This window comes from Prauserella aidingensis (assembly GCF_024171865.1).
GTDB classification, from domain to species: domain Bacteria; phylum Actinomycetota; class Actinomycetes; order Mycobacteriales; family Pseudonocardiaceae; genus Prauserella; species Prauserella aidingensis.
Map to the genome: position 1 here is coordinate 1 of NZ_JAMTCN010000026.1, position 17,655 is coordinate 17,655.

Sequence of the window (17,655 nt, forward strand, 5' to 3'; positions counted from 1 at the left end):
GGCACATGCCTGGTTCGCCGGTCACGGCGTGACCATCGAGCGAGTGCTCACCGACAACGCCTGGTCCTACCGCAAAAACACCTGGCAACAAGCCTGCGCCGACCTGGGCATCGCCCGACGGTTCACCCGCCCCTGGCGCCCACAAACGAACGGAAAAGTCGAGCGCTACCACCGCACCCTGCTCGACGAATGGGCCTACCAACAGCCCTACCACTCCGAAAACGAACGCCAGCGCGCGTTCGGTGACTGGCTCGACTGGTACAACTTCCACCGACCCCACACCGCAATCCACGGAGCCCCACCAGCCGACCGCGTCACCAACCTCTCCGAATCACACACCTAGCGTCGCCGGTATGACCACGACGACGATGACGATCGGCGAGGTGTCGCAGCGCACGGGCCTCACCGAACGGACATTGCGCTACTACGAGGAGCTCGGCCTGCTGGCGCCCGAACGCGACTCCGCCGGACGGCGACGGTACGATGCCGCCCAGCTCGACCGCCTGTACCGGATCCGGCTGCTGCGCGAACTCGACACGCCCCTCGCCGACGTCGACCCGGACGGCGCCGACCTGCTCACCATCACCAGCAGGCAGCTCGGCGCGCTCGACCGGCGGATCGGCGAGCTCTCCCGCCTGCGCGAGCGCGCGCGCACCGTCGAGGACCGGCTCGTGCGCGGCGACCACCCTGCCGACGCCGAACTCGTCGGCGTCATGGCCGGCCTGCCGCACACCGACTCGGACACCGTCGCGACGCGGCGTCTCACCCTGCTCGTCTACCGCGACATCGAGGCGGCCCAGCGGCACCTCGTCGACGTGTTCGGCTTCGCTCCGGGGCCGTTGGCCCGTGACGACTCGGGCACGGTCGTGCACGGCGAGGTCCGCGCGGGCGACGGCGTCGTCTGGATGCACCGGGAGGCCCCCGAGCACGGACTGGCGTCCCCGGCGACCCTCGGCGCCGCGACCCACTGCATGGCGGTGAACGTCGACGACTGCCACGCCCACCACGAGCGCGTGCGCGAGGCGAGTGGCGACATCGTCTACGCACCGACGGAGATGCCCTACGGAGTTCTCGAATACGGCGCGCGCGACTCCGAGGGCGGCCTGTGGTCGTTCATGCAGCCCCTCGACGAATGATCAGCCTGAGAGTGAGGACCGCGGCGAAGGCCCCGGAGGCAGAGCGCCGCGACGATCGGGACCGGGTCCGGGATCAGTCGTCGTCGTGGAGCGAACTCAGGCAACCCCGCTCCTGCTGAGGGCACTGCGCGCAGTGGTTCGACGGGCGTAACCGGCCGCGATGACGCGGCCCGGGGTCGCCTCGTCGTCGAGATCCCACACGTCCCAGTCGGCGTCGTCGGACCGCAGCCGTCCGGGTTCCTCGGTGGCCAGGACGACCACACCGGGGTAGTCGGCGAGCAGCCGCTGCACGAGTTCCGCGCCGCCTGCGCCGAGTTCGTCCTCGATGTGGTCGAGCACCACCAGCGGCGGCCGGGCGTAGAGCGCGCGGGCGAGCTGCAACCGCGCACGTTCCGACGGCGACAGGGGTTCGCCGCCGCGCCGCAGCATCGTCCGCTCCCCGTCCGGCAGCGCGCGTACCCGGGCGGCGAGGCCGACCGCCTCGAGTGCCCGGTCGACCGGCAGGTCGGATTCCGGGCTGCGGTAGCGCACGGCGCGCGCGACGGTGCCGCGTTCGAGCGCCAGGCCGCGCGCCGCGTAGCCGACGTGGCGGCGGCGTGCGGCGGAAGGCAGACTGCCGAGGTCGCGACCGGCCACGCGCACCCAGCCGCGGGCCTCGGATCCGGTGCCCGCCAACAGATGCAGCACCGCGGCGACACGCTCGGGCGACTCTCCCCGAAGAACCACCCGCGCGCCGGGTGCGGCCACGAGACCGGGCAGCCGCACCCGGTCGACCGCGAGGTCGTGGACATGCACCTCCGCCGAGGCCCCGACCTCCTCACCACCGGCACCGCCGCGTGCCGGCGTCCGGGACGGTGTCGCGCGCGCCAACTCCGGGGCGAGGATCCGCCGGGCGGCGAGGAAGGACTGCCGGTACTCGACGATCCGGCCGAGGTCGTGGATCGGTGTGGCCAGCACGCCGACGATGGTGATCGTCGTGGCCACGAGGGCGTGGGTGAGTCCGGCGCCGGCGCCGACGACAACGACGCCGAGGGTGGCGAGTGCCGCGGTGGACACGGCCGTGCCGCGCAGGTACCCGGCGACCCGCGCCCGCTGGATCGCGGTCTTCTGCACCCAGCCGCTGAGTTTGCGCAGCCGCCCCAGTTCGCGGTGCACGCCCCCGCCCGCGCGGATCGCCGAACCGGCCGCCACCGTGTCGGCGACCTGGGAAGCGAGCCGGCCACGCGCCTTGCGCACCGTCCGCGCGCGCACGTACGCGACGCGCGCGAGCGCGGCGAACACACAGCCCAGTACGGCCACGGGTCCCACCACGGCCAGGGTCAGTACCGGGTGCAGGGTTGCGAGCACCACCAGCACGCCGAGGATCAGTGGGATGCCGCTGGCCAGGGGTGCGACACCCCAGGCGATCCAGTTGCGCACCGCCGTCAGGTCGTTGGTGGTGCGGGCGATGGTGATGCCGACCGACGGTCCGCGCCCGTCGCCGAGTGCCGCGCCAAGCAGGCCGAGACGGATCTGGTGCACGTAGTCCTGGCTCAGCTTCTCCGCGAGGATCCACTCGACGACGCGCACGCCGCCCATGCACACCGCCGCCAGCAGGAGCACGCCCAGCCACGTCCACCGGTCGCCCGGAACGGACGAGAGCAGCCGCGGCATGGTGAACGCGGTGACGCCGGCCAGGGCCGCCTGCCCCAATCCGGCGCACACCAACAGCGCGAACGTGAGGCGCCGCCGCCCGGTGAGCAGCCGTGGCAACGCGGTCGCCTCCGCAGCGGAGTCGCCGCCGTGTTCGTCGGGCTCATCTCCGCCTGCAGTGCTCACAACACGGTCCTGACGACGTCGGGTTCGGCCAGGTCCGAGGTCTCCACCACCGGCACGTCGAGCATCGATCGGGCCTCACGCATCGCCAGCGGCGCCGAGGTCAGCACCCCGCTGACGGCGGCGACCTGCAGGCCGGCGCGCGTCAGCACGTCCATGCCGCCGACCGCACCGGCGGCGCCGTCGGCGGCGAACACCACACGGTCGACGACGGAGCGGAACGTCGGGTGCGTCAGCAGCTGCGCCGTCTCGTCCTGGTACAGCCCGTCGGCGACCTCGACGACCACGACGTCGGCGTTCGGAGTGGACAGTTCGGTGACCACCGAGGCGAGCAGGGCGCGCACCTGCGCGGGGGCGAGACGGAACGTGGAGGCGAAGCCGAAGTCGGTGAAGTCCAGTACCTGGCTGGCGCCCGCGTCGGCGAACCCGTGCGGGTCGCCGCCCGCGCCCGTTCCCGTCACCTTGCCCGCCGAGACGGTCAGGCCCGAGAGCACGAGGCCGCGGATGAGCGAGGAGACCGTGGTCGACTTCCCGGAGTTCATCGACGTGCCGAGCACGGCGACGACCATGGGGCCGGGGCCCATCCGCGGGCCGAGCGCCTGCCCGCCGAGGCGGCGTTCGGCGAACCGGCCGAGGGTCACGACGCCGTGGTCGTCGGCGAGCAGACCCAGCGGCTGGATCGCGGTCGCATCCGACACCTTGGCGTGCTTCGAGGTCGCCAGGGCAGCCAGGCCGCCGGCGGCGACGAGGTTCACGGGCCGCAGGTCGCCGGGCACCTCGGCCTCGAACTGGTCGGGTGCGTAACGGTGGCCGTAGGCGACGAGGATCTCGTCACCCACGTACAGCAGCTGGCGCCGGCTCACCGGGCTCTCCAGGCGGGTGTGCATGCCCAGCCGTTCGATCCTGGCCAGGACGACGTCACCGGGGTTGGGCGTGACGTCGGGGCCGTCGAGCAGCGTGTAACCGGTCGGGTCGGCGTCGATGCGCGCAGCAACGGACCGGGTCGTGTACGCCTTCTTCGCCCTGCACAGGCGGGCCGGCGACAGTTCCGGCCGCGGCCGCGTTTCCGGCTCGGTGGTCGTATCGATCGCCGGCCCTGCAACGTGCACGCGGACCGCAGTCGCCGCCGGCGGGCCGATCTGATCGGTGGCGACGCTCATGGTGCCCTTTCTCTTCCCTCTGGGAGCGCGCGATCCCACGCGCCGTCAACGAAAAGAAAGTTACCGACATCGAATGAGCCCTTAATGGGAACCGGATGAAGGAGCCCTCATCGTCCCGGAAATCCTGCGGAGGTGAATACTCGTCGACATTGACGTGTTTCGAAAGTGAATCCCGATCATCCGGAGTGCACATTCTCGTCAAGGTCGGGGCCGTCGACGGTGACTGTCCACACCGGACCTAGTCCGGTCTCCTCCCCGCGGCACCGTCGCCGAGGTCGAGGGCCGGTTCACCGCCGTCGCCCGCGCCGGTGAAGAGTTCCAGGAAGGCAGCCAGCGCGGGGTTGTCGTTCTCGGCGCGCCACGCCACCCGCAACTCGACCGGGTCCGGGACCGGCAGCGCGACGGGCCGGAACACGAGTCCGGCGAACCGCAGCCGCGCCGCCGTCGACGGCACCAACGCGATCCCGAGTCCCGCCTCGACCAAGGCCAGCGCGGTGTGCACCTGCGAGACGTACTGCACGTACGTCGGCCGCACCCCCGCTTCGCCGAAGATGCCCACGACGAGGTCGTAGAAGTACCGCGCCTCGAGCGGCGAGTAGCCCACGACGTCGGCTCCGTGGAACGCCTCGAGCGGGAGTCTCTGCTCGTCGGCCAGCCGGTGCCCGGCGGGCAGCGCGGCCACCAGCGCCCCCGTCCCCACCAGGCGGGACTCCACCCCGGGCGGCGTCGGCGGACGCACCAGGCCCGCGTCCAGCGTGCCGGTCGAGATCCGGTCCAGCTGATCCCGCGTGACCAGTTCCTGCAGCACGACCTCGACGTGCGGGAGCCGTTCGGCCACGGTACGCAGCACCGTACCCAGGACGCCGTATCCGGACGTCGCCGTGAACCCCAGGTTGAGCGGGCCTGCGCGGCCCGCCGTCATCCGCCGGGCGGACTGTGCGGCGTTCGCGGCGTCGTGCAGCAACCGGCGGGCGTCGCGCAGGAACGCCCGCCCCGCGGGGGTGAGCCGTACCGTCCGCCCGCTGCGGTCGATCAGGCTCACACCGAGTTCCTTCTCCAGTTGCTGGATCTGCCTGCTGAGCGGCGGCTGCGTCATGGTCAGCCGTTCGGCGGCACGGCCGAAGTGGCCTTCCTCGGCGACGGCGACGAACCCCGTCAGCTGCTGGATCGTGAACATCGATGCATTTCCTGAATCAGAGGATGCGAAATCAGAGTTGGACGTGCATTGCTCGACGAGCCTAGCGTTCCCGCCACGGGCCAGACCACCCTGGAGGAAGTACGCGATGTCCCAGTTCACGCCCCACGAAACCGCCCGGCAGCTGTCGGACGGGCTCCTGTCGTTCCCGGTGACCCACTTCCGGGACGACCTGAGCTTCGACGAGCCCGCCTACCGCGAGAACATCGCCTGGTTGAGCGGCTTCGGCGCGGCCGGGCTCTTCGCCGCGGGCGGCACCGGCGAGTTCTTCTCGCTGACCCCCGACGAGGTGTCGACGGTGGTGACGGCGGCCGTCGCCGAGACACCCGACGACGTCCCCGTGATCGCACCGGCCGGCTACGGCACCGCCACCGCCGTCGAGCTGGCGCGTGCCGCCGAGCGCGCGGGTGCCGCCGGCCTGCTGCTGCTGCCGCCGTACCTCACGGAGGCATCGCAGGACGGCCTCGTCGAACACGTCAAGGCCGTCTGCGCGGCCACGTCGCTCGGCGTGATCATCTACAGCCGCGCCAACGCGATCTACACCGACGAGACGGTCGCGCGCCTGGCCGACGCGTGCCCCAACCTGGTCGGATTCAAGGACGGGGTCGGCGACATCGAGCGCATGACCCGCATCCACACGCGGCTCGGCGACCGGCTGACCTACGTCGGCGGCCTCCCCACGGCCGAGACGTTCGCCCTGCCGTACCTGGAATTGGGTGTGACGACCTACTCGTCGGCCATGTACAACTTCGTCCCCGAGTTCGCGCAGCGGTTCTTCACCGCCGTCCGCGCGCACGACCGCGCCACGGTCGACCGCTACCTCGCCGAGTTCGTCCTGCCCTACTGCGACATCCGCAACCGCAAGGCCGGCTACGCGGTGAGCATCGTGAAGGCGGGGATGAAGGCCATCGGACGCCCGGCCGGTCCGGTTCGCGCCCCGCTGACCGATCTCGACGACGACGAGCTCACGCAGCTCACCGAGTTGATTTCCCGTATCCCCGAGGAGAACGCATGAACACCCCGACCGGTCGAATGATCATCGCGGGCGAACCGGTCGCAGGCAGCGGCACGGAGATCCGCGCCGTCGACCCGAGCACCGGCGACCGGCTGGAACCCGCCTTCGCCTACGGTGGCGCGGCCGAGGTCGACCGCGCGTGCACCGCCGCGTGGGAGGCGTTCGGCACCTACCGGGCGCTGCCGGTGACGAGGCGTGCCGAGCTGCTCGAACGCATCGCCGACAACATCGAGGCGATCGGCGACGCCCTGGTCGAACGTGCCCACGCCGAGTCCGGCCTGCCGGTCGCGCGCCTCACGGGTGAGCGCGGCCGCACCACGGGCCAGCTGCGCATGTTCGCGACGCTGCTGCGCGACGGCAACCTCGAGATCCCCCGGATCGACCCCGCACAGCCGGACCGCACGCCGCCGCGTGCCGACATCCGCCAGCGGGACGTGCCGCTCGGCCCCGTCGCCGTGTTCGGTGCCAGCAACTTCCCCCTCGCCTTCTCGGTCGCGGGCGGCGACACCGCGTCGGCGCTCGCGGCGGGCTGTCCCGTCGTCGTCAAGGGCCACGACGCCCATCCCGGCACGTCGGAGCTCGTCGGGCGAGCGGTCAGCGACGCGGTCACCGCGACGGGCCTGCCCGCGGGCACCTTCTCCCTGCTGTTCGGCCACGGTCCCGACCTCGGCACGGCGCTGGTCACCGATCCGCGCATCCGTGCCGTGGGCTTCACCGGGTCGCGGCAGGGCGGGCTCGCGCTCGTGGCCGCCGCGCAGGCGCGTCCGCACCCCATCCCGGTGTACGCCGAGATGAGCAGCACGAACCCCGTGTTCCTGTTGCCGGGCGCACTCGCCGATCGGGCCGCGGACCTCGGCACCGCGTTCGTCGGTTCGCTCACCCTCGGCGCTGGCCAGTTCTGCACCAACCCGGGCATCGTCGTCGCCGTGGACGGTCCGGACCTGCAGCGGTTCGTGGACGCGGCCACGACCGCGATCGCCGCGTCGGAGCCCGCCACGATGCTCACGCCCGGGATCGCCGACGCCTACTCCCAGGGCGTCACGACGATGTCCGGCCACGACGGCGTCGAGGTGCTCGCCCGCGGCTCCGCATCGGACAAGCCGGTCACCTGCCGTCCCGCGCTGCTCGCCACCGACGCCGAACGCTTCGTCGCCGACGAATCGTTGCAGCAGGAGGTGTTCGGCTCCTGCGGCATCGTGGTGCGCTGCCGCGACACGGCCCAGGTGCGCGCCGTCGCCGACGCACTCGAAGGACAGCTGACCGCGACCGTCCACACCGGAGCCGGCGACGAGACCGAAGCGGCGGCCCTGCTGCCCTCACTGGAACTCGTCGCGGGCCGCGTGCTGTTCAACGGCTGGCCCACCGGCGTCGAGGTCGGCCACGCCATGGTGCACGGCGGCCCGTTCCCCGCCACGTCGGACTCGCGCACGACCTCGGTCGGCACCCGCGCCGTGGAGCGGTTCCTGCGCCCCGTGTCGTACCAGGACGTGCCGGCGGACCTGCTGCCCGGCCCGATCGCCGACGGCAACCCCGACGGCCTGCTGCGCCGGGTCGACGGCGCCGTCGAACGGCACTAGCCGTCACCGGCGGGTGCCCGTCCCGAACCCCGGGGCGGGCACCCGCCCGCTCTCCCCACCGATCGCCGTCCCACGCCATCGGGACGCCCGACTCGGCCCAATTCCCTCCGGAAACAGTCAAAGAGGACCGTGATGGACCACGAAGCCAACAATGCCGCCGTCGAGAATCCGAAAGTGACCGTTCGGGATCGACTACGAAAATTCGGGCCGGGAATCGTCGCCGTCCTGAGCATGATGGGGGCGGGCGACCTCGTCACCGCCTCCGTGTCCGGCTCGAGCTACGGCTACAATCTCATGTGGCTGCTCGCCCTGTCCCTGATCGTCCGGTTCGTCATCGTGAACCTCATGGGCCGGTACCAGGTCCTGAACACGAAGGGGCAGACGATCGTCGAGGGATACCGGGATGTGTCCAAGTACTTCCCGTGGTTCATCGGCATCGCGATCCTGATCAGCGGCCATCTGCTCAACGCCTACATGATCACCGGCGCGGGCGAGGCGCTGACGTGGATCTTCGGCATCGGGCAGCCGTTCCTCTGGTCGTGTGCCGTGGTGCTGGTCAGCCTGTTCGTCATCGGGCGCAACGTCTACACCACGATCGAGAAGCTGCTGAAGCTCTTCCTCGTCCTGATGACCATCGCCTTCCTCGGGTTGGCGATCTACTCGCTCCCCGACGTGGGCGGGATCGTCAAGGCCACGGTCGGCTTCAGCATCCCGGAGAACACCGGCACGTTCGGCGTCTTCGCGGTCGCGCTTTCCCTGATCGGGGCCGTGGCAGGGTCGATGGCCAACTTCCTGTACCCCTACTTCGTCAAGGACAAGGGCTGGACGGGCGTCGGATACAAGAAGACCCAACGCAACGACATCCTGTTCGGCATCTGTGCCGCCATCGTCATCAACCTGGCCGTCTGGGTGGTCGGAGCCGAGCTGCTCGCACCGAACAACATCGCCGTCGACAGCCTCGAGGACATCTCCAGGGCGCTGTCGCTGCACCTGGGAGAGTTCGGCGCTCTGGTCTTCTACATCGGCGCGTTCGGCATCCTCTACAGCAGCGTGATCGGCTTCGCGAACGGCTTCCCCAAGGTGGTCATCGACTGCCTGCACGTCGTCCGGCCCGCGCGGCGGGAGCGCTACGGACGGAAGTTCGAGGACGACCCGTGGTTCAAGTGGGTCAGCCTGTTCATCCTCATCTCCCCCATCGTCTGGTCCGTGCCGGGAATGCCCGGGTTCGTCGAGATGGCCGTCTTCGTGACCGGACTGCAGGCGGTCGTCGTCCCGATCGTGGCGGTCGGCCTGCTGATCCTCGTCAACAAGCGCAGCCACCTGGGCGAGCACAAGGCGAACGTCGTCGAGAACATCGTGCTGTTCCTGACCACCGCACTGGCGATCTGGGTCAGTGTCGAGGTGGTGCTCGGGTGGTTCTGACCGGCTGAGCAGCGGCCCGAGGAGCCGGCCGACGGTGCCGGCACCCCGGCCCCGCGGAGAGGACGCGGCGCAACGGCGCACCCGGATCGCCGAGAGGCGAACGGGTGCGCCGTTCGCGTGCGGCACGCGTGACCTCCCGGTTCGGCGCCCCGAGGACCACATCGCCGACATCACGATCACTCGGTGACGATCTCGATCAGGCTCGTGCCGCCGGATTCCAGGCACGCATCCAGGGCCGATCGGAACTCGGGCGGGGTGTGCACGCGGACGCCGTGAGCACCGAAGGAACCGGCCAGGGCCACGAAGTCCGGGTTCACCAACTCGGTGCCCACGACCCGCCCGGGGAACGCGGCTTCCTGGTGGTTCCGGATCGTCCCGTACCGCGAGTTGTTGACGACGACAACGACGATGTCGAGGCCGTACCGCACGGCCGTCGACAGCTCCTGTCCCGTCATGAGGATGCAGCCGTCCCCTGCGAACGCGACGACGGTTCGGTCCGGGAACGCCAACCGGGCCGCGAGGGCCGCCGGGAGCCCGTACCCCATGGCGCCGGACTGGGTGCCGGCCTGGGAGGGGTACACGGTGAACCGGCGGTGGCGCTGCGGCCAGCTCGTGTACGCGCCCGCGCCGGTCGAGATGATGGTGTCGCCGGGGACACGGTCGTTGAAGACCTCCATGTACGCGAGGGAGTCCGGGCTGGCCGCGGACGGAGTGGCGAGACTGCGGAGATGGTTCTCCCGGAGACGACCGCACCAGGCGGCTCGCTCCGGCTGCAGCGCGGAACCCTCCGCCGGAGCCCGATCATCCTGCGGCGAGACGGGAAGCGCCGCGGCGAACTCGGCCGGTCCGGCGACGATCGCGTGGTCGGCGCGGTACACACGGTGGATCACGTCCGGATCCGGATGAACGTGCGTCACGTGCTGAGCCGGTTGCGGCACGGCGAGGAGATCGTGGTCGTCCATGCTGGCCGCGTCGGGCCGGGTGCCGACGAAGGCGATCAGGTCCGCCTCCTTCACCGCCGCGGAGAGTCCGTCGGTGGTGCCGAGCCCGAGCGGTCCGACGTAGACCTCCGAGGTGTTGGCCATGACGTCCTGGTTCCGGAACGCCGCGGCCACCGGCACACCGAACGCCTCCGCGAACTGCTGGAGCCGACGGCTCGACGGCTGATCCCATCCGGTCCCACCGGCGATGATCAGAGGCCGGGTGGCACGGCCGATGTCGGCCACGAACGCCTCCACGTCGCTGCTCGCGACCCGCGGGCGGACCGTCCCGCCCGGCCGGACCACGGGTGCGTCGGTGGTCTGCCCCAGCACGTCTTCCGGCAGCGCGACGACGACGGGCCCCGGTTCGCCCGACACGGCGGTGTGGAAGGCGCGGGCGATCAGTTCGGGGACCCGGTCGGCTCGGTCGACCCGGACCACGTCCTTCGCCAGTGAGCCGAACATCTGTTGATAGTCGACCTCCTGAAAGCTGCGCCTGCCGAGGTTCTCGGTACCGACCTGACCGACGAGCAGCATCATCGGACTCGCGTCCTGATGCGCCGTGTGCACCCCGATACTGGCGTTCGTGGCGCCCGGGCCACGGGTGACCAGGCACACGCCGGGACGGCCCGTGAGCTTGCCGTACGCGGCGGCCATCATGGCCGCGCCGCCCTCCTGGCGCGCGGTGATCAGGTCGATCCGGTCCCGGGCGTCGTACAGCCCGTCGAGCACGGCCAGGTAGCTCTCCCCCGGCACACAGAAGGCGACGTCGACGTCGTGTGCGAGCAGCTGGTCGACCACTGCGTGGCCTGCGAGACGTGGAGTCACGAGGAGAGATCACCTTCCGGATGTGGGGTCGCGCCCTGTCGCGGTCGAGCCTCACACATCGAACACCAGTCCGTGACCGGGGCCGGTGTGCGCGCGGGCTCCGGACGCGTCGACGGACACCCCCGACGGTTCGGCCAGCCCGCCCAGTTCCTGCAGCGATGCCCTGTCGATCGCCTCCACCATGGACACCACCGGCACGCACAGCGCGAGCTGTGCCGACATCTCGGGCAACAGGTGCGGTGCGACCGGCACGTCGTAGGCCGCCGCGAGGTGCGCGATGCGCAGGAACGGCGTGATGCCGCCGACGCGGACCACGTTGGGCTGGGCGATGTCGCACACGCCCGCCGCCAGCATGTCGCGGAACTGGCGCACCGTCCGCAGGTTCTCGCCCACGGCGAACGGCACCCGCGTCGTCGACCGCAGTCGCACGTGTCCCGCGAGGTCGTCGGCGGGCAGCGGCTCCTCGATCCAGTACGGATCGAACCGTTCCAGCGCGTTGATGGCCCGCGACGCCGTCGGCACGTCCCAGCGCTGGTTGGCGTCGACCATGAGCTTGGCGTGCGGTCCGATCAGCTCGCGCACCGCCGCGACCCGCTCCAGGTCACGGTCCAGCTCCGCGGATCCGATCTTGATCTTCACCGCGGTGTGGCCCGCCTCGACCCACCGGCTCACCTGCGCACACAACTCGTCGAGGTCGTAGTCGAGGTTCACACCACTGGCATAGGCGGGAACGACGTTCCTGCGCCTGCCGAGCGCCTCGACCAGGCCGGTGCCCGACTCGCGGGCACGCAGGTCCCACAGTCCGATGTCGACGGCCGCCTGCGCCATCGCCGCGATGCCGCCGGGACCGGCCTCGTGCAGCCGCGCGTACAGCGTCTCCCAGACGACCTCGGGATGCGTACCCGCGCCGCGCAGGACGTCGGCGCACTCGTCCTCCAGCAGGGCCCGCACGGCGCTCGCCCCGACCCGCGGGGTCCAGCTGAAGCCCGTGCCCTCCGCGCCGGTGTCGTCCCGCAGCCGGGCGACGACGACGTCGTGGAAGCTCACCCCACCGTCCCACGTCCCCGGCAGCGGCAGCCGCGTGCCTGCACACCGCAGGTCGGTGATCCCCGCGGCGGCGCTCACACCAGCTCCGTACGCCAGTCGTACGTCGGCGCCCAGCCGAGCAGCCTGCGTGCCCTGCTCGTGTCGAACGCGGACGCCGTGCCCGACAGCTGCCCGGCGATCTCCTCCGGCACGGCCATGTACTCGGGGAGCAGTTCGCTCAGCGGTTTCTCGGCCAGCGCATCGGCCGCCGCCACGAAGAACGTCTCGCCGTTCGGCACGCGGTCCGCCTTCGCCAGCAGCAACCGGACGAACTCCGCCGCGTCACGGGCGTCGACGTAATTGAACAGTGACACCGCCGCCCGGGTCCGGTTCTCGAGCCGCTGCCGTACCGTGCCGCCGCCCTGCGTCGGCGCGCCACGCCACTCCTCGGGCGAGACGACGAAACAGGGGCGGAAGATGTGGAATCGGCCCTCGCCGCGGCGCGCGAAGGCCCGTACGACGTCCTCGGAGGCCACCTTCGACATCGTGTAGGCGTTCCACGGCGCCACCGGATGGTCCTCGTCCAGCGGAAGATAGGACGGCTGCCACCCCGCGGGGTTGCCGTATCCCATCACCGTCGGGCTGCTCGCCACGAGCACGTGCCCGACGCCGAGGTCGGCCGCGGACTGGCAGACGTTGTAGGCCAACGCCGTGTTCGTGGTGAACGTTCGGACGTCGCTGCGCATCCCGGGGGCCGGGATCGCCGCCAGGTGCACGACCGCGTCCGGCCGGAAGCGCGCCAGCGTCGAATAGCACTCACCGGCGTCCGTCAGATCGGCCGGGAAGGTCGCCACGTCGTCGCGTTCCTCCGGCATCGTATCCACCGACACGACCTCGTCGCCCGCCGCGGCGAGCGCGCCGACCACGTTGCGACCCAGTCGCCCCGACCCACCGGTCACGAGGACCCGCATTCCTACTCCTCACACCTGGTTCCCTCCCGGTGCGGGCACGGCGTGCGTACCCGCACCGGGAGGGAACATCGATTGTCCGCAGCGGAAACGTCAGTCGTCCGCTACTGCTTCTTCGCCGCCTCGACCGCGTCCATGAAGTCGCCGTACTGACCGGCGTAGCGGTCCCGCAGGTCGGACACCGCGTCCTTGAACGCCTGCTTGTCGTCGAGCTCGGTGATCGTCACGCCCGCCTTCTCGAGCGTCTTGCGGCTCTCGGCGACCTCTTCCCGCCACAGTTCGCGCTGGACCTCGGTGGACTCCCTGGCCACCTCACGCACGAGTTTCTGGTCCTCTTCGGACAGCTGGTCCATCGCCGACTGTGCGATCATCAGCACCTCGGGGACCCGTTGGTGCTCGTTCAGGGTCAGGTTCTGCGCGACCTCGTAGTGGCGCGTCGACACGTAGCTGGGCAGGTTGTTCTCCGCCCCGTCGATGACCCCGGTCTCGAGGCTGCTGTAGACCTCGCCGAAGTCCATCGTGGTCGCCGAGCCGCCGAGCTTCTCGACCACCTCGGCCGTGATCGACCCGGGCTGCACCCGGATGTTGCGCCCCGCCAGGTCTTCCGGCTCCTCGACCGGCTTCCCGGTCGTGTAGAGCGAGCGGGCGCCCGAGTCGTAGTAGGTGAGGCCCTCGACACCCATCTCCGACAGCTCCTCGAGCTTGGCCTTCCCGCCGTCGCCCTGCAGGTAGTTCCAGAAGTGCTCCTCGCTGTCGAAGGCGTACGGGATACCGAAGGCCTTCCACGAGGGCACGAACTCGCCGACGAGGTTGGCGTTGGTGCGGTTGAGTTCGACCGACCCCATCTGCATCTGTTCGAGCACGTCCCGTTCCTCGCCGAGCTGAGCGTCCGGGTACACGTCGACGGTGATCCGGCCGTCGGAACGCTTCTTCAGTTCCTCGGCGAACCATTCGTCCGCCTTGGTGGTCGGATAGTCGCCCGGGTGGGTCTCCGCCAGTCGCCAGGTGACCGACTCCTGGGCGCCGCCTGCACCGCCGCATGCGGCCAGACCGAGCCCGAGCGTGGCCGCCAGCGCGACCGTGGTCATTCGACGAAGCGCTGCGCTGCGCATATGTCTCCTTTCACGGGGAACGGGGAATCACCGTCAGAAACCGAGCGCCTGCGGCAAGGTCAATGACAGAGCGGGAACGAAGGTCACCAGGAGCAGACAGGCGACCATCGGCAGGTAGAACGGGAGCACTCCACGCGCCGCCTGTTCGATACGGATCCCGCCGATCGCGGAACCGACGAACAGCACACTTCCGACGGGCGGAGTGATCAGGCCGATACCCAGGTTGAGCATCAGCATCACGCCGAACTGCATGGGATCCATGCCGAGCGACGTGACGACCGGCAGCAGGATCGGCGTCGTGATCAGGATCAGCGGCGCCATGTCCATGATCGAGCCCAGCGCCAGCAACAGGACGTTGCACAACAACAGGATCACGACCGGGTTGTCGGACAGCCCGAGCAGTGCGTCGGTGAGCGCCTCCGGCAGTTGCAGCACGGTCAGCAGGTGCCCGTAGGCGCCCGCCGCCGCGATCAGGAACAACACCGTGCCGAGCGTCTTCACCGAGCGGCGCAGCATCCCGACCATGGCCCGGAGCGGAACCTCGCGGTACACGCCGAACGTGATGAGCACGGCCCACAGGCACGCGATCGCCGCCGATTCGGTCGCCGTGAACACGCCGCTGAGGATGCCGCCGATCACGATGACCGGGGTGAGCAGACCGAGCAGGCCCTGCCAGACGATCTTCGGCACGTCCCGTGCCGGAATCGGCTCACCCTTGGGATGCCCCTGTTTCCTGGCCGTCACGTAACAGGCCACGAGCAGCAGGGCCGCGATCAGCAACCCGGGCACGACACCCGCCATGAACACGCCGCCGATCGACACGCTGCCGCCTGCGGCGAGCGCGAAGATGATCATGTTGTGGCTCGGCGGGATCAGCACGCCCTGGGTGGCGCTCGAGACGGTGACGCCCACGGAGTACGTGTCCGGGTAGCCCTGCTGGCGCATCATCGGCAGCATCACCGAGCCGACGGACGACGTGTCGGCCACCGCGGAACCGGAGATCCCGCCGAAGAAGGTGCTGGCGACGACGTTGAGCATGGCCAGTCCGCCGCGCACCCAGCCCACGACGATGTTGGCCAGGTCGATCAGCCTGCGGGCGACGCCGCCGCCCGCCATCACTTCACCGGCCAGAATGAAGAACGGAATGGCCAGCAGCGGGAACGAGTTCAGCGCCTGGACCATCTTCTGCCCGACCAGCGGCAGCGGAACGGCGATCCACAGGGCCGCGGCGATCGAGGAGACCGCGAGCGACAACGCGATCGGCACGCGCAGCAGCATCAGGACGGCGAACCCGCCGAACAACAGCAGAACCGCGATGGGGTCGATCATCGGTCGTCACCCTCTCCGTCCCGGCCGGAACCGGGTGTGTCCGACGCCGGCACCGGGTCCGGTGGATCGAGCGGGATCCGCCCGAACAGCTGCAGCACGCTGTAGACGGCGATCAGCACGCCCGCGACCGGCATCGCGGCGTACTGCACGGACGTGGGCAGGCCGGTGCCCGGCAGCGTCGACGACATCATCAGCCGGGTGAACTCACCGCCCTGCACGACGAGATAGCAGCCGAACACGGCCATCAGCGCAGGCGCGATCCGGATCGCCACACCGCGCACGGGCCGGGGCAGTCGGTCGACGACGAAACCGACCGCGATGTGGCTGTGTTCGCGGATTCCCTTGGCGATTCCCAGAAATGCCAGCCAGCACAACAACAGCAGCGCGAGTTCGGAAGCCCAGCCCGGCGTGAACCCGAGGACGAATCGGGCGAAGACCTGCCAGCTGACCACCAGCACCATGGCCACGAGGCCGAGAAGGGTCAGCGCATCGGTCGTCCGGTCGGCGGCGACGAGCCCCAGACGTAACGTCCGGGCAGGCACCGACGGCCTCGATGGGGACTCTGACATGGGACGAGAAAACTCCGATCGGCATTGATGGAGCCCGCACGAACGTTCCGTGCGAGAAACCGGTTTCTCACCCTAGCCGCGGCCGCGATGCTGTCAAGACCGGAAGCCGGATCCGCCGCACCGTCACGGCCACACGCCGACGCGGCGATCGAGTCAGCGCGGGTTTCTGGCCGTGCTCTGCCGAACCTCGAGACGCGGTGTGAAACAGACGTCGGCGGGAGGCTCCTCGCCACGGAGCACGGCCGACAGGCGCTGCCACGCCTCCTCGCCGAGCGCCTCCTGCGGCACGGCGACCGTGGTCAGCATCGGCGAGGCGTACCGGGCGAATGCGATGTCGTCGAACCCGACCACGCTCACCTGGTCCGGAACGGACACACCGATGGCGTGGAACTTGCCGAGCGCCCCGAGTGCGACGAGATCGTTGTACCCGATGATCGCGGTGGCGCCCGTGCCGAGAGCCCGGTCGGCGGCCTCGTAGCCGTCCTCGTGCATCGAGCCGCACTCGAGCACGGTCAGTTCGAACCGCCCCTCGGCCGACGCGTGCAGCGTGTCGAGCCGTTGCTGGTTGGACACGCTCGCCATGGGGCCGGACAGGTAGGCCACGTGCCGGTGGCCGAGCCCGGCCAGGTGGGCCACGAGCGCACGGATGCCCGCGGCGTAGTCCACGGCGACGGTCGGCGCCAGTAGACCTTCGACATGCCGGTTGACCAGGACGAACGGTTCGAGTTTGCCCGCCAGTTCCAGCAACTCCTGATCGTGCGACCGCGGCGAGCAGAGCACGAGACCGTCGGTGCGCAACCGCGTCTCCTGGGCGAGGAACGGTTCTTCCAGGGGCATCTCGTGGCTGTCGGTGACGAGAACGCGATAGCCCTCCACCCCCGCGGCGCGGCTGATCCCGCGCAACACCGACTGGAACATCGGGTTGCCGAGGTCCGGCACCAGGATCGACACCAACTCGGTCCGGCCCCGCGCCAACCCCTGTGCGATGGCGCTCGGGTGGTATCCGAGGGACGCGGCCGCCTGCTGCACCCTGCGGGCGAGTTCGACGTCGACCGTGCTCCTGCGGTTCATCACCCGCGATACGGTCGCGGGTGACACCTGCGCGGCCCGAGCCACGTCCCTGATCGTGACCGAGTGCGCACGTTCGCCGGGCTCCATGGGCCCACCCCTCCGTTCTCGACGTCGACGTCCCGCACCGCCGCGCACGACGCGCGGGGCCGATGTACGGAAAGCGGTTTCACCGATGTGGGACGTTCGCCGCGAGCTTATCGCACGTCAGGCCCGCCCCCCGTGCGCGACCCGTGTTTCCGTGCCCGGGAGATTCCTGCCTTGAGCAGCTTCCGGTGGACTCGGCAGCGCCTCGCCGAGGTGACACGCAGACTCGCCCGGTTCCGATCCGTCCGACTTTTCCCATTGACACCCGAATCCGCCTGCTGTTCCATCAGAAACCGGTTTCCCGCGGTGTCGGTCACGTGCCGGTGTCGGTCACGCGCCGACGTCAGTCACGTGCCGGTGTCGGTCAC

The 17,655-nt window shown here is 70.3% G+C and carries 15 protein-coding genes; 5 read left to right on the forward strand and 10 right to left on the reverse strand.

Translation table 11 applies throughout. The annotated features are described in order from the left end of the window. Positions 1–343, forward strand: a 343-nt coding sequence (locus LY13_RS20750) for an integrase core domain-containing protein (protein ID WP_253829049.1), incomplete at its 5' end; no start/stop codon positions are given. 10 nt (positions 344–353) lie between these two features. After that, on the forward strand, positions 354–1,136 hold the full coding sequence (locus tag LY13_RS20755; protein ID WP_253830282.1) for a MerR family transcriptional regulator: 783 nt from the start codon (positions 354–356) through the stop codon (positions 1,134–1,136). 96 nt (positions 1,137–1,232) lie between these two features. Here LY13_RS20755 and LY13_RS20760 read toward each other — a convergent pair whose 3' ends face one another. From LY13_RS20760 to LY13_RS20770, 3 genes are all read right to left on the reverse strand, one after another. After that, the gene (locus LY13_RS20760; RefSeq protein ID WP_253830283.1) at positions 1,233–2,954 is read right to left on the reverse strand and encodes an ABC transporter transmembrane domain-containing protein; all 1,722 of its coding nucleotides are present in this window, start codon (positions 2,952–2,954) and stop codon (positions 1,233–1,235) included. Next, positions 2,951–4,111: a P-loop NTPase family protein gene (locus tag LY13_RS20765; RefSeq protein WP_253830284.1), complete on the reverse strand. Its 1,161-nt coding sequence runs from the start codon at positions 4,109–4,111 to the stop codon at positions 2,951–2,953. The genes LY13_RS20760 and LY13_RS20765 overlap by 4 nt, the downstream gene beginning before the upstream one ends. Before the next feature lie 238 nt (positions 4,112–4,349). After that, positions 4,350–5,288, reverse strand: a complete 939-nt coding sequence (locus LY13_RS20770) for a LysR substrate-binding domain-containing protein (protein ID WP_253830285.1) — start codon at positions 5,286–5,288, stop codon at positions 4,350–4,352. A gap of 106 nt (positions 5,289–5,394) precedes the next feature. Here LY13_RS20770 and kdgD point away from each other — a divergent pair, with 106 nt between their 5' ends. From kdgD to LY13_RS20785, 3 genes are all read left to right on the forward strand, one after another. After that, positions 5,395–6,321: a 5-dehydro-4-deoxyglucarate dehydratase gene (kdgD, locus tag LY13_RS20775; RefSeq protein WP_253830286.1), complete on the forward strand. Its 927-nt coding sequence runs from the start codon at positions 5,395–5,397 to the stop codon at positions 6,319–6,321. Further along, positions 6,318–7,898 (forward strand): aldehyde dehydrogenase (NADP(+)), encoded by a 1,581-nt coding sequence (locus LY13_RS20780; protein WP_253830287.1) that lies wholly within the window; start codon positions 6,318–6,320, stop codon positions 7,896–7,898. The genes kdgD and LY13_RS20780 overlap by 4 nt, the downstream gene beginning before the upstream one ends. A 174-nt stretch (positions 7,899–8,072) precedes the next feature. Then, positions 8,073–9,320, forward strand: coding sequence for an Nramp family divalent metal transporter (locus LY13_RS20785; protein WP_253830288.1), 1,248 nt, complete (start codon positions 8,073–8,075; stop codon positions 9,318–9,320). A 176-nt stretch (positions 9,321–9,496) separates the two neighbouring features. On the opposite strand, the gene LY13_RS20790 is transcribed toward LY13_RS20785, so the two are convergent. The 7 genes from LY13_RS20790 to LY13_RS20820 form a co-directional block, all read right to left on the reverse strand. Beyond that, complete coding sequence (locus tag LY13_RS20790) at positions 9,497–11,128, reverse strand: thiamine pyrophosphate-dependent enzyme (protein ID WP_253830289.1); 1,632 nt, start codon at positions 11,126–11,128, stop codon at positions 9,497–9,499. Positions 11,129–11,179: 51 nt separating this feature from the next. Then, positions 11,180–12,253 carry a mandelate racemase/muconate lactonizing enzyme family protein gene (locus LY13_RS20795; protein ID WP_253830290.1) on the reverse strand — a complete coding sequence of 358 codons (1,074 nt, stop codon included), beginning with the start codon at positions 12,251–12,253 and terminating at the stop codon, positions 11,180–11,182. Beyond that, a complete protein-coding gene (locus LY13_RS20800; RefSeq protein WP_253830291.1) occupies positions 12,250–13,125 on the reverse strand; it encodes an NAD-dependent epimerase/dehydratase family protein in 876 nt (291 codons plus the stop codon). The genes LY13_RS20795 and LY13_RS20800 overlap by 4 nt, the downstream gene beginning before the upstream one ends. Before the next feature lie 101 nt (positions 13,126–13,226). Further along, entirely contained in the window at positions 13,227–14,234 is a 1,008-nt protein-coding gene (locus tag LY13_RS20805; RefSeq protein WP_253830292.1) for a TRAP transporter substrate-binding protein, read from the reverse strand. Between the two features lie 33 nt (positions 14,235–14,267). Next, complete coding sequence (locus LY13_RS20810; protein WP_253830293.1) at positions 14,268–15,563, reverse strand: TRAP transporter large permease; 1,296 nt, start codon at positions 15,561–15,563, stop codon at positions 14,268–14,270. Continuing rightward, entirely contained in the window at positions 15,560–16,105 is a 546-nt protein-coding gene (locus LY13_RS20815) for a TRAP transporter small permease (RefSeq protein WP_253830294.1), read from the reverse strand. Before LY13_RS20815 ends, LY13_RS20810 begins: the two co-directional genes overlap by 4 nt. A gap of 180 nt (positions 16,106–16,285) precedes the next feature. Further along, positions 16,286–17,248, reverse strand: a complete 963-nt coding sequence (locus LY13_RS20820) for a LacI family DNA-binding transcriptional regulator (RefSeq protein WP_253830295.1) — start codon at positions 17,246–17,248, stop codon at positions 16,286–16,288. Positions 17,249–17,655: the final 407 nt, after the last annotated feature.